Raw genomic sequence first — 12508 nt, forward strand, 5'->3', positions numbered from 1 at the left:
CTGCGCCACTCAGCTGATTCTTTTACGGCTGACCCTATAGTTGTCATTCAGGCAAGGCCTGATCACCTCCACAATTTTCTAAAAGGGCTTGCCCTTTTCGTCGCGCTGCCGCTTCAGAGCCTCCTCGTACCACTCCAGCTCGTCTAAAGTTGAATGCCATAGCCAAGCAACCTCAATCAGGACGTGAGCTCTACTAGAACCACCGCCCTATCTTAGGTGCCAAACCTTAGCTTTCAGTGAGGCAACTGCCCCAGCGTGTGGTCCCTATCCAGGCGCTGCCCTATCGCACCAATCGAGGATACAACCGCCCGCAGAAGGCGATCAGCCCAGCCGCTATTCCCACCAAAATTCCCAGGCTCAGCCCCAGGCTGTAGTGGCCCGCCGGTTCTACCAGCATCAGCTGGCGCAGGGCGTCGACCATATAGGTCAGCGGGTTGAGCCGCGACACCACCTGCAGCCACCCCGGCATAATCTCAATGGGGTAAATGGCGTTGCTGGCAAAGAACAGCGGCATCATCATCAGCTGCCCTACGCCCATCACCCGCTCGTGGGTCTGGGCCCAGCAGGCCACAATTAGCGAAAAGGTCGAAAACAGCGCCGCCCCCAGCATCACCACCAGGGCCACGCCGAGAATTGCCACGGGATTCCAGTTCAACCCCACCCCCATCAGGGCGGCCACCACATAGATAATCAGCAGCTGCGATAGACAGCGCACCCCGGCCCCGATCGCTTTACCCAGCACCAGGGCCGACTTGGGCGCGGGGCTGACCATCAGCTTGTGCAAAATGCCCAGGTCTTTTTCCCAAATCACCAGCAGGCCGGTAAAAATCGACATAAATAAAACGCTCTGGGCCAGAATGCCTGGCGTCATAAAATCCATGTAGCTGAGGCCGCCCGTGGGAATACCCCGCACCTGGGTAAACACCTGGCCAAAAATAGTCAGCCACAGCACCGGCTGCACCGCGCGGGTAAATAGCTGAATCGGGTCGTGGCGCAGCTTGCGGATTTCTAACTCGGCGGCCACCAGGGCTTTGGCCATGAAATCTTCGATCGGGGCGGTAACTCGGCCTCGGTTAGCCCAGTCGTTTAGCGGTACGGCGTGTGGTTGACGTGTCACGGTAGCTTCCTTCGGTTTCGGTACTGAGCGAGTTGCGGGTGTAGTGGATGAATACGTCATCCATGGTGGCTTCGGGGTGGGGTACGGTGGCTTTCAGCGCGGCGGGGGTACCGATCGCCACCTGCTGGCCGTTGTAGAGCATGGCGATGCGATCGCACAGCACATCGGCCTCTTCCATAAAGTGGGTGGTGAGAAAGACCGTGGTGCCGTAGTCGCGCCGCAGCTGCAAAATCAAGTCCCACATGGCTTTGCGGGCCACCGGGTCTAGCCCCACGGTGGGTTCATCGAGAAATAGAACCGGGGGCCGGTGCAGGGTGGCCTGGGCCATTTCCAGCCGCCGAATCATGCCGCCGGAGTAGGTGTTAACCAAACGATGGGCCACCGCCTCCAGCCCCACGTAGTTCAGGGCGGCGTGGATGCGATCGAGCCGCTGGCGGCGGGGCACGCCGTAGAGCTTGGCCAAAATCAGCAGGTTTTCGTAGCCGGTCAGGGTGCCATCGACCGAGAGGGCCTGGGGCACATAGCCAATGCTGCGCTGCACCCGACTGGGCTGGCGGCCAATGTCGTACCCGGCGATCGCGGCCCGGCCACTGCTGGCGGGCAGCAGGGTGGTGAGCATTTTAATTAAGGTGCTCTTGCCCGCGCCGTTTGGCCCCAGCAGGCCAAAGACTTCGCCCGGTTCTACGGTGAGGGAGAAGCCGTCTACGGCTATTTTGGGGGCTGGCTTGGGACCAAAGTGTTTGGTGAGTTCGTAGATTTCGATCATTTGGTGTAGTTAGTCGGGAGAGTTCTTAGTAAGTAAGGTTTTGCTACAGCGAGATTTGATCCCCCCAGTTCTCAGCAGTAAAAGATTCACCCATTTACCCCCCTTGTTAAGGGGGCAGGGGGGGATCCTCTCGGGCATCTTTTGCTCACAGGCCTCATTCTCTTGAAACGCCTTGTGCCTCAGCTCGATTGCCATCCAGCCCCTCATCAAACAGGTCACTCAAAATCGCCAGCCCCGCCTGCACCTGCTGAAGCTGCGCCTCAGACAAGTCCGCCAGCCGATCGGCCACCGTTTGCAAGGTGGCGTCATAGACCCGCGTCATTTCGGCCTCGCCTGCGGGCGTAAGGGTGAGAATGATGCGCCGCCGTTCGTTTGGATCGCTGATGCGATCGATCAGTCCCCGCTGCACCAGGCGCTCCACCATGGCCGACATGGTGGGTCGAGTGACATCTAAATAGTCAGCCACCTCTGACAGAGAAGATTGCGATCGCCGCCGCAAAAAGTACAGCACCCGCAGCTGCGAAAGCGACAGGTGCGGCTTGCCGTAGCGACGAATACCCGCCCGCAAAAACCGAGTCACCGCAGGCACCGTTGTCATCAGGTCAGCCGCACACTGGGTAGGCGTAAGGGCTTGGGTAACCACAGCAGGGGGCTCGCTCAAGTAATAGTTAGTTTAGCTAACAGTTAGTTTAGCTGAGTATTTTTATATTGTGGTTGGCTACGGCCCCATTCACTGGGCCGATTGAGGCCGTCACAAAACGATGGGAACAGCCCTAAGTTGAGGCTCAATTTGGCTGCTGCAAAAAAATTGTTCTGATCCCTCAATCTTTTATTCGGTGGTTTACAGGTCCTCCAAACCTGGTAGATTGTCTTGGTATCAGCAAAGAGATTGAAGCATTGATATGAAAGTCCTTGTAATTGGCGGCGACGGCTATTGCGGGTGGGCAACTGCCCTGTATCTTTCCAATCGCGGCTACGAAGTCGGGATTTTAGATAGTTTGGTGCGGCGTCACTGGGACGCTCAGCTTCAAATCGAAACGCTGACCCCGATTGCCCCCATCCAAAGCCGCCTGCAGCGCTGGAAAGACCTCACCGGCAAGCACATCGACCTCTACGTCGGCGACATCAACAACTACACCTTTTTAGAAGAGACGATGCTGGAGTTTGAGCCGGAGGCCGTCGTGCACTTTGGCGAACAGCGTTCGGCTCCCTTCTCCATGATCGACCGCGAGCACGCGGTGCTGACCCAGGCCAACAACGTGCTGGGCAACCTCAACCTGCTCTACGTGCTGCGCGACCACTTCCCCGAGTGCCACCTGGTCAAGCTGGGCACCATGGGCGAGTACGGCACCCCCAACATCGACATCGAAGAGGGCTATATCACCATTGAGCACAATGGTCGCAAAGACACCCTGCCCTACCCCAAGCAGCCCGGCTCGTTCTACCACCTCAGCAAGGTGCACGACTCCCACAACATTCACTTCGCCTGTAAGGTGTGGGGCCTGCGCGCCACCGACCTCAACCAGGGCGTGGTCTACGGGGTACTGACCGAAGAAACCGGCATGGATGAGCTGCTGATCAACCGCCTCGACTACGACGGCGTGTTTGGCACCGCCCTCAACCGCTTCTGTATTCAGGCGGCGGTGGGTCACCCCCTGACGGTCTATGGCAAGGGCGGTCAAACCCGCGCCTTTTTGGATATTCGCGATACCGTGCGCTGTGTGGAAATTGCGATCGCCAACCCCGGCGACCCCGGTGTCTTCCGCGTGTTCAACCAGTTCACCGAAATGTTTAGCGTCGGCGACCTGGCCATGATGGTGAAGAAGGCAGGCACCACCCTGGGCCTCGATGTCGATATCCAATATATGGATAACCCTCGGGTTGAGGCCGAAGACCACTACTTCAACGCCAAAAACACCAACCTGCTAGAGCTGGGTCTGCAGCCTCACCTGCTGTCTGACTCGCTGCTCGACAGCCTGCTCAACTTCGCGGTCAAGTACAAAGATCGCGTCGATAAGAATCAGATTCTGCCCAAGGTGCAGTGGCGGCGCGATTAGTGCATCAATGGGCCAAGATCACGGCGTAATCTTGGCCCATTGGCGAGTTTGTCTTGACCTGTTCAATCATTTTCCTTAGCCCCCTCGTTTGTTATGCGAATTGCTCTCTTTACCGAGACCTTTTTGCCGAAAGTTGACGGCATTGTTACCCGTCTCAAGCACACGGTCGATCACCTGCAGCGGCAGGGCAATCAGGTTTTAGTCTTTTCTCCTGAAGGTGGTTTGACTGAGTACCGAGGGGCCAAAATCAACGGTGTATCTGGGTTTCCGCTGCCGCTGTACCCAGAGCTAAAGCTGGCGCTGCCCCGGCCATCAATTGGCGAGGCGCTGGAAGATTTTCAGCCCGATTTAGTGCACGTAGTCAACCCGGCAGTCTTAGGACTGGCGGGCATTTACTATAGCAAGACCCTAGACCTGCCGCTGGTGGCCTCGTACCACACCCACTTGCCCAAGTACCTGGAGCACTACGGCCTCGGTATGCTCGAAGGGCTGATGTGGGAGCTGATCAAGGCAATGCACAACCAGGCCCAGATCAACCTGGTCACCTCTACCGCCATGCAGGCCGAGCTATCGGAGCACGGCGTGGAGAATATTGAGGTGTGGCAGCGCGGGGTTGATACCGAGCTGTTTCGCCCCGAGCTGGCCAGTGCTGAAATGCGCGATCGCCTCTCCGAGGGCCACCCCGAAGCGCCCTTGCTACTCTACATTGGTCGCCTCTCCGCCGAAAAGGAAATTGACCGCATCAAGCCGGTGCTCGAGGCCATTCCTGGGGCGCGCCTGGCGCTGGTGGGCGATGGCCCCTACCGTGCCGAGCTAGAGGCCCACTTTGAGGGCACCTTCACCAACTTCGTCGGCTATCTAGCTGGGGAAGATTTGGCCTCGGCCTATGCCTCCGCCGATGCCTTTGTCTTCCCCTCCCGCACTGAAACCCTGGGCCTGGTTCTGCTGGAAGCCATGGCGGCAGGCTGTCCGGTGGTCGCCGCCAACTCCGGCGGCATTCCCGATATTGTCACCGACGGGGTCAACGGCTTTTTGTTCGATCCAACGGATGAAGAGGGAGCGATCATCGCTACCCGCCGCCTAATTGAAGCCAGAGCCGAGCGCGAAATGATGCGCCGCAACGCCGTCGCCGAGGCCGAACAGTGGGGCTGGGCCGCCGCCACTCGTCAGCTACAGCAGTTTTACCGGCAGGTGCTGGCGCAGCGATCGCTGCCCATGGCGGCTTAGCGCACCTCAGCCAGCCAGGGGTATAGTCCGTTCCCCTGTGGTCAAGCCGCTGAGGGTGGACACACCGAATAGTGGATTGTCATAGCCCGAATCTGCCCCGCCTGGATCAAAAACGAGTCGGCACCGTCTGGAACGGTGGCGCGATCGGTGGTGGCCGTCCATTCTAGAAAGGCCATCTCGCCGCTCCAGACCACCGTTTTGTAGTCATAGGTGGCAGGCCCCAACTGCTCTGTCAAAAGTTGAGCAGCATCGCGCACTCCAGCATGGCCCTCGAAGGGGCCGAAGCTGGTCAGCAGCACGCAGTCGGGCGCAAAGTTGCGGGCTAGATCGGTCTCGACATCACCCGCCTGGGCCAAGGCCAGATGGTCACGAAAAACCTCCTCGGTAGAGCGGTATGGCATCATGCCTCCTTCCTGGTAGCCACTACAGCTTGGCTCGGATCGTAAATGAGTAGTCGCCGCCGGGCTCGAGCTGGTAGTCGAAGCGTTCTAAAAAGCGGCTGAGCGGTTCGCAGATTAGCGCCCGCCCCAGCGATGGCTCTACCCTGAGCTGACCCTGGCGAAAGCGCCATTGAAACTGCCACTCATAGGTGCTGGCCCGCACTTCCCCTTCGATGCGGCCCTGGCTCCACGACTGGTGGGTAATGCGAACGTAAGCGGTGGTTTCAGATTGGCGACGGGTCACAGCGGTAAAAGCAAACAGTGGGCAGTGGGTAGGGCTACAGCAGCCCTCACAGGTACGATAACCGTAGCGTAGGCCGGGGTAAACCCCAAAAGTGTGGGCAACGATACGACCTAAGGCCTTAAATGTGCAGGGTTAACTGGGCAATTCGAGGCCAGGCTGTTTAACCGTAGACAAAAAAACGGTAGCCTAGGGAGAAGGTAAACGACGATCCCCAGCGGCGTGTTCGGCATCTTAGCGGTGTAGAGCACGTTTTGTTTACCCTAGCTTCCCCGATTTTAAGGTTGGACCCTGCCTGTGCCCAAGGTTGGCATTATTTACAACGACGTTAAGCCTGTAGCCTGTCAGGCCGCTCTCGAATGGGAGGAAAAGCTGACTGGCCTGGGCTATACCGTCAGGTTAGCCACCGGTATGGGCGGCATTTTGGGCTATTCTCAGCCCGATCGCCCCGTATGTCATACCCCGCTCGACAGTCTGGTGCCGCCGCACTTTGACACCGATATGAGTTTTGCTGTGGTGCTGGGCGGCGATGGCACGGTGCTGTCGGCCTTTCGTCAGCTGGCCCCGATCGGGGTGCCGCTGCTAACGGTCAACACTGGCCACATGGGCTTTTTGACCGAAGCTTACCTGAACCAGCTGCCCCAGGCGATGGACCAGGTGCTGGCGGGCGACTACGAAGTCGAAGAGCGAGGGATGCTGGCGGTCAAGCTTTTTCATGGCGCTGATCTGGTTTGGGAGGCGCTGTGCCTGAATGAAATGGTGCTGCACCGCGAGCCGCTGACCAGCATGTGCCACTTTGAGGTGGCGATCGGCTACCATGCCCCGGTCGATATTGCCGCTGACGGCATTATTGTGTCTACGCCCACGGGGTCAACGGCCTACTCACTCTCGGCGGGGGGGCCAGTGATTGCCCCTGGGGTGTCGGTTACGCAGCTGATTCCCATTTGTCCGCACTCACTGGCGTCGCGGGGGCTGGTGTTTCCCGATCGCGAGCAGGTCACAATCCATTCTGCTAACCCTGACCCGCTGGTGCTAATTGTGGACGGCAACGCGGGCTGCTACGTGATGCCCAAAGACCGGGTGAGCGCCTGCCGTGCCCCCTACCCAGCTCGGTTTATTCGCCTGCAGCCGCCAGAATTCTTTAAGGTGCTGCGGGAGAAACTGGGCTGGGGTCTGCCCCATATTGCCAAGCCGACGTCGGTGGAGCTACCCTAGCCGCTCCCCGTCGGTAAGTAACCCCAGCCGTTCCTTGAGCGGAGTCACCCTTCCCTGAACAGCGTCGAAAGGAACCAGCAGGAATCACCGTTCCTTGAGCGAAGTCCCCGTTCCTTGAGCGGAGTCGAAAGGAACAGCGCCAATAGAAATCACCGTGTCTTAAGCGAAGTCGAAAGGAACTACATCAATTCAGCCACACCCATAGGTTGTCCTTAGCTCATCTCAGTGGGAATACTGCTGTCAACCCCTACGCCCCCACCGCTATGACTTGGCCTACCATTGCTGTGATCGTCCCCACGTACCAGCGGGAGGCGGTGCTGTGCGATACCCTACGCAGCGTTTTAGCCCAGGACTACCCTGCCTACAGCGTAGTAGTAGTAGACCAGACCCAGAACCACCAGATCGACACTCAGCGTCAGCTAGAGACCTGGGCTGAGGCCAAAGAGATTACCTGGTACCAAGTACCCTGGGCCAGCCTGCCAGCGGCGCGGAATTTGGGGATTGAGCGATCGCATTCCGATCTCGTTCTCTTTATCGACGATGATGTGGTGCTGCCGCCGGGCTACCTCTACGCCCACGCCCGCACCTTTGTAGAGCGGCCTGAGGTGGGGGCGGTGGCGGGGCGCGTGTTTGACCGCATGAAGCTAGCGGAGCAGAAGGAACTCGAAATTGACTACCTGCCGCCCGAGGCCATGGATCCTGGTATTGCCTGGTACCACCTGGATTTGGTACATACCACCCAGCCCCAGCGGGTGCTGACGGCGCGGGGCTGCAATATGTCGTTTCGGCGCGAACTCTTTGATCAGCACGGGCTGCGGTTTGACGAGCGCTTCTACGGCAGTGCAGTGCGCGAAGAGTCTGACTTTTGCCTGCACATTCGCGCTACCGGCTACATCATCTGGTACAACCCAGCGGCCCACCTGGTGCACCTGGGCGAGGAGACGGGCGGCTGCCACGACATCAGCACGCGATCGCTCAGCTACCAGATGAATTTCTACCACAACCACTTTCTGCTGGCCCTCAAAAACCTCACCCTGGGGCAAAACCTGCGGCTCTACGCTCGTCTGTTCGACTGCCATGTGCTGGGGCATCCCCCCTGCAACAAAGACGGCCACCCGCTCAAGGTGCTCAGCCGGGGGATATTTTTCGGGTTGGGCTGGCTCTACACGGTTTATACCCTGCTCACGACGCTAGGCCAGCACGGGCGCATTTACCCCTATCTAGAGTAAAACCAGAAGTTAAGAATCTCAGGGGCAAGAATCGGCTGACCCTCTCAGCGCTCATAATTCTAAAAACCTTTTCTGCAGGCAGCCCATGGCTGACGATCGCGACCCCACGATTCGATTACAGCTGGATCTGTTGCCCGATCAGCCAGGGCTGCTGGCCGGGCTAGATACCTGGCTGCAGCTGGGGCTAATCTCTGAGTCACAGGTGCGAGAGATCGCTCAAACGCAGCTCAGCTGTGGGCTGCCGCCCGAGCTAGACCCGGTCGTCGCACCAGCACCGACCCTAGCCGATGCGGTTAATCCTTTTGAGGAAACCGCTGCGGTTGCTGCGGGGCAGGCCCCAATCACCGATTTCGTTCCCGCTGCCCCAGCGCCGCGCCGTCAACAGTCGCGCCAACCGCGCCCCACCTCGCGCCCTGAACGAGTTCAAAAGACGGCTCCACCCCGGCCCAGCGCCCCCTCTCCGACTCAGCAGTGGCTCAGCCGCCTGATGAGCGAGCTGAGCGTGGTGTGGCTGCTGGGGCTGGGGGTGTTTTTGGTGGTGCTGTCGTCGGCGGTGCTGGCGGCTACCCAGTGGGAGCGCTTCGGCGCGGTGGGTCAATACCTGGTGCTGCTGGCCTACACGCTGGTGTTTTGGGCGGTGGGTCTGTGGTGTCGTCGCCGCCCCAATTTGCAGCTCACGGCCAAAACCCTGCAAATGATTACGCTGCTGCTGGTGCCGCTGAATTTTTGGGCGCTGGATGGGCTGGGGGTGTGGCGGGGCGGAGGCGTGATGGTGGGGGCAATCGCGGCTATTCTGCTCACCCTGGCGGCGCTGCAGGTGCTGCGCCAGCAAGCCAGCACTTCTCTGGAGCAGGCCAACGCTCTTGGCCTGGCCTACCTGCACACCGGCTGGGCGCTGGGTTCGGTACCCATTCTGGCAGTTTATGTTGGCACCTTGGGCAGTGCCGCCGCCACAGTCTACGACCAGCGGCGACGGGGCGTATCCCCCGGTCTGCGCTGGCCCACCATCGCTGTTACCGCTGCTCTGGGGCTGCTGCTGGCGCGGGGGTTAACCACGCTACCGTCAGACCAGTTGGGTCAGTTTGGTCTGGCCTTTGGGCTTTACGGGGCGACCTGGGTTTGGCTGGGGCAGCGGCGATTGCGGCCAAAACCTCTGCCAGCCGCCAATCTAGACGCGTCTACAAGCCCAGCGCCAGCACCAGAAACACCGATCGATCGCACCTCGCGCTGGGGCATTGCCATTGGTCGAGGGCTGCTGTGGTGGGGCTGGCTGATGGCGATCGCAGACTGGCTTTTGCAGGCTTTCGGCATGGGTTTGCTGGGGCTCGCCCTGCGGATTCAGGCCCTGAGGAAGCTGGGGAAGCGGCGCGATTTGCTGGTGGCCTATGCGATCGCCGTTCAGCTGGCCTTTGTCGGTTGGGACCTAACTCCCCTCTCTCTTCGCCAGTCGATCATGACTCCCCTGGTCAGTTGGATTGGCCCCAACAGTAGCCCCGACGCGCTCCTGGGAATTTCGCTGTTTCCCTACGTCGTGGGTATGGTGGCCCTGGGAGATTGGTACTTGCGCCGGGGCAGGCTCAAGCTGAGCCACTTGAGCGATGGTATTGCCCTGGGTACTAACGCGCTGCTCACAACCATCAGCGTGATTAGCGGCCCAGTGTTGGTAGTCAACCTGATGGCATCTACGCTCACGGCCCTGGTGGTAACGCGACGGCGATCGCTGGCCCGCTGGCGCATTGTCGTCACCTACGGCCTGGCCCTGATGAGCATTCTGGTCGCGATCGGTAACTATTGGCCGACGCTCCCCCTCGATCGCTGGCTGGGGGTCATTGTCGCACTGGCCACGATTGCCCTGCTGCTCAGCAAAGCGCTGCCTGGGCTGTGGGGCAGCAGCGCCTGGCTCTACGGCGTGGGGCTCTCAGCGATGACCTACGCCCTGCTGTGGGGCTACTTCATTGACGATGGCTTTGGCTTTGGGCTGAGCTGGCTGGGGCTGGTGATTCCGGTGGTGCTGGCGCTGATTGGTCGTCATCCGGCCAGCGTGCTGACCACAGGGATTGCGCTGCCGTTCACCCTAGGCCTGCCCTGGACTCGGCTGGTAGGGCTGGGCACCGCCACCGCCCTGACCGGGGTGAATAGCGCCTTCTACCGACGGCCTGGGGTGGCGTTTTTGGCGGTGGCTTTTGGCCTGGGCTGGGTCTACAGCAGCCTGGCCGACTGGGTGAATGGGTTCCCGCGCTCTCTGGCCGCCTGGGGCCTGGTGACGGTGGGGCTGATGGCGGTGCTGTGGGGATTCTGGCGGTTGTCTGGGGTGAATATATCTGGGGCGAATATATCTGGGGCGAATATATCTGGGGCGAGTACAGAGTCCTCACCACCGCCATTGGAGGCCGCCGCTGCTCCGCCCCCTTTACCTGCACTGTACCGGGTAGCCTGCGATCGCTGGGGTCACATTCTCGCTGTTGGCGTTCTGTGCCTGGGCACCATCGCCGTTTCCCTCTACTACCTGGAACTACGCGAACCTCGCCCGCTGGTAGTCGCAGTCCTGGCCGTCTTCCTGGTGGCTCTGGGCTTGCGCTACTGGGGCAATCTGCGCCCCCTGGCGATTTACCTGGCGGGCTGGGGGCTAGAGCTACTGGTGGCGGGGCTGATGGTCGATCGCTACCCCACTCTGGTTTCATTGGCGGTGCCAACGCTGGGGTTGGGGGCGATCGCCCTAGCCCTGGCCGCAGTCGTGGGACGGTCTCGCCCGGCCCTAGCTCACACGCTACGAACCCTGACGCTGCTCTATGCCGGGCTATCCCAGTTCCTGCGCGCCGACAGTATCACTGCCTGGACGGGCTGGCTGGTAGTGGTGGCGGCGCTGCTGATTTTGGAAGCGGGTCGCCGTGGCCAAACACCCCTAAGCCGCTGGTTTGCCCTTGTCCTGTTATCGGGCGGGTGGTATGAGCTAGTCATCTACCAACTGCTGCAAAGCTCAGGCGGTGCCGCCGCTGACGCTCTGATCGTGTTGGCCGGGGTAGCGGCGCTGATCATGACGGTTTATCGACTGGCCGCCGCTCAGCTCGATCGCACCCTCGGGCTTCCCCAAATAGAGCTAATCTGGGCGGCGCACCTGCACTGGCTGATCGGCAGTGTGTTGATGCTGGCAGGAGGATTAGGCACAGGCTTTGGTCAGGCAACGCTGGGATGGCTAGGGCTGGCAATCGCCGCCGCCCTCCTCCTCTACGCCCTCAGCCAGGGGCGGCTGGGTGAGGCTGACGCGGTTCAGCACACCTGGGTCTACGCCGGGCTCGTAGAACTGGTCGGCTGGTTTGCCCTGGGGCGATCGCTCTTTCCTGCCCTAAATTTTCTCGATAGCTGGTGGGGCGTGGTGGCCTGCGCCGTAGCGATGCCGGTGTACTGGGTGCCCTGGCCCACCTGGGGCTGGCCAAGGCGGCCCTGGCGGGTGATGGCGGTGGGGGTGCCGCTCGCGATCGCGATCCTGACCGGCGGATTCGGCCACATTCCCACCCTGTGGGTGCTGACCGGGTTCTACGGCTGGCTCGCCTGGCACAGCGGCAAAATTCGGATTTCGTACCTGTCAGTCTTCTGCGCCGCCTCGGCGATCTGGGTTTGGCTAGAGAACCGCTCGATCGACGACAGCGTGGCCTGGGTGTTGCCTCTGGGGCTGGCTCTGCTCTATATCGCCCAGGTAGACCCGGCCCTGGCGCTAGCCGAACGCAAGGAACAGCGCCACTGGCTGCGAGCGATCGCCCTGGCGCTGATCCTGTTCACCGCCCTTATCACTGAACGGTGGGCGGGGCTGCCCGTGGGAGCAATGGCGCTAGGGGCGATCGCGGCGGGCCTGCTGCTGCGCATGCGTGCCCCGCTCTACGTGGGCACCGTGATTTTTGCCCTCAACGCCCTCAATCAGCTGGTGCTGCTCAATGCGGCCTTTCCTTTTATTAAGTGGGTAGTGGGCATTGTGGTGGGCATCGCCCTGATCTGGGCTGCCGCCGATGTCGAGCGCCGCCGCGATCAGTGGCTACAGCTGACCCAGAACTGGGGCCAAGATTTAGACGGCTGGCAGTAGTACTCTCAGCACATCCAAAGATTTTACGTGCGCAATTTTACTTAGAAGACAAAAATTTTCACTGAGCATGAACTTCCCTATAAGAATCTGACGGCGCTCCCGAATAGATCGGCCCCCTTTAGAACGTTGGAACAGTTCAGA

General features: G+C 60.3%; 10 protein-coding genes. 5 read left to right on the top strand and 5 right to left on the bottom strand.

Annotation, left to right across the window (positions count from 1 at the left end; all coding sequences use genetic code 11):
• Positions 1-280 precede the first annotated feature (280 nt).
• The 3 genes from ACQ4N7_RS08140 to ACQ4N7_RS08150 form a co-directional block, all read right to left on the bottom strand.
• A complete protein-coding gene (locus ACQ4N7_RS08140) occupies positions 281-1117 on the bottom strand; it encodes an ABC transporter permease (protein WP_430711115.1) in 837 nt (278 codons plus the stop codon).
• Positions 1074-1883: an ABC transporter ATP-binding protein gene (locus ACQ4N7_RS08145; protein WP_430711116.1), complete on the bottom strand. Its 810-nt coding sequence runs from the start codon at positions 1881-1883 to the stop codon at positions 1074-1076. Before ACQ4N7_RS08145 ends, ACQ4N7_RS08140 begins: the two co-directional genes overlap by 44 nt.
• A 154-nt stretch (positions 1884-2037) precedes the next feature.
• On the bottom strand, positions 2038-2526 hold the full coding sequence (locus ACQ4N7_RS08150; protein ID WP_430711117.1) for a MarR family winged helix-turn-helix transcriptional regulator: 489 nt from the start codon (positions 2524-2526) through the stop codon (positions 2038-2040).
• A 259-nt stretch (positions 2527-2785) separates the two neighbouring features.
• On the opposite strand from ACQ4N7_RS08150, the gene ACQ4N7_RS08155 reads away from it, so the two are divergent.
• Together ACQ4N7_RS08155 and ACQ4N7_RS08160 are read left to right on the top strand one after the other, a co-directional pair.
• Entirely contained in the window at positions 2786-3940 is a 1155-nt protein-coding gene (locus tag ACQ4N7_RS08155; RefSeq protein ID WP_430711118.1) for an NAD-dependent epimerase/dehydratase family protein, read from the top strand.
• A 93-nt stretch (positions 3941-4033) separates the two neighbouring features.
• On the top strand, positions 4034-5167 hold the full coding sequence (locus ACQ4N7_RS08160) for a glycosyltransferase family 4 protein (protein WP_430711119.1): 1134 nt from the start codon (positions 4034-4036) through the stop codon (positions 5165-5167).
• Positions 5168-5208: 41 nt separating this feature from the next.
• Here ACQ4N7_RS08160 and ACQ4N7_RS08165 read toward each other — a convergent pair whose 3' ends face one another.
• Together ACQ4N7_RS08165 and ACQ4N7_RS08170 are read right to left on the bottom strand one after the other, a co-directional pair.
• Positions 5209-5568: a nuclear transport factor 2 family protein gene (locus ACQ4N7_RS08165; RefSeq protein ID WP_430711120.1), complete on the bottom strand. Its 360-nt coding sequence runs from the start codon at positions 5566-5568 to the stop codon at positions 5209-5211.
• Positions 5569-5590: 22 nt separating this feature from the next.
• Positions 5591-5851: a DUF3146 family protein gene (locus ACQ4N7_RS08170; protein ID WP_017297340.1), complete on the bottom strand. Its 261-nt coding sequence runs from the start codon at positions 5849-5851 to the stop codon at positions 5591-5593.
• Between the two features lie 294 nt (positions 5852-6145).
• On the opposite strand from ACQ4N7_RS08170, the gene ACQ4N7_RS08175 reads away from it, so the two are divergent.
• The 3 genes from ACQ4N7_RS08175 (at position 6146) to ACQ4N7_RS08185 (ending at position 12367) form a co-directional block, all read left to right on the top strand.
• Positions 6146-7063, top strand: a complete 918-nt coding sequence (locus ACQ4N7_RS08175; RefSeq protein WP_430711121.1) for an NAD(+) kinase — start codon at positions 6146-6148, stop codon at positions 7061-7063.
• A 263-nt stretch (positions 7064-7326) separates the two neighbouring features.
• Entirely contained in the window at positions 7327-8292 is a 966-nt protein-coding gene (gene hpsN, locus ACQ4N7_RS08180) for a hormogonium polysaccharide biosynthesis glycosyltransferase HpsN (protein ID WP_430711122.1), read from the top strand.
• A gap of 85 nt (positions 8293-8377) precedes the next feature.
• Positions 8378-12367, top strand: a complete 3990-nt coding sequence (locus tag ACQ4N7_RS08185; protein WP_430711123.1) for a hypothetical protein — start codon at positions 8378-8380, stop codon at positions 12365-12367.
• The last annotated feature ends 141 nt before the right edge of the window (positions 12368-12508 follow it).

Origin of the sequence: Nodosilinea sp. AN01ver1 (assembly GCF_050565655.1) — a bacterium.
In the GTDB taxonomy this organism is placed as follows: domain Bacteria; phylum Cyanobacteriota; class Cyanobacteriia; order Phormidesmidales; family Phormidesmidaceae; genus Nodosilinea.

Coding starts and splice junctions, on each gene's coding strand:
- ACQ4N7_RS08145 (WP_430711116.1), bottom strand. CDS start 1,883: ATGATCGAAATCTACGAACTCACCAAACACTTTGGTCCCAAGCCAGCC.
- ACQ4N7_RS08155 (WP_430711118.1), top strand. CDS start 2,786: ATGAAAGTCCTTGTAATTGGCGGCGACGGCTATTGCGGGTGGGCAACT.
- ACQ4N7_RS08160 (WP_430711119.1), top strand. CDS start 4,034: ATGCGAATTGCTCTCTTTACCGAGACCTTTTTGCCGAAAGTTGACGGC.
- ACQ4N7_RS08165 (WP_430711120.1), bottom strand. CDS start 5,568: ATGCCATACCGCTCTACCGAGGAGGTTTTTCGTGACCATCTGGCCTTG.
- hpsN (WP_430711122.1), top strand. CDS start 7,327: ATGACTTGGCCTACCATTGCTGTGATCGTCCCCACGTACCAGCGGGAG.
- ACQ4N7_RS08185 (WP_430711123.1), top strand. CDS start 8,378: ATGGCTGACGATCGCGACCCCACGATTCGATTACAGCTGGATCTGTTG.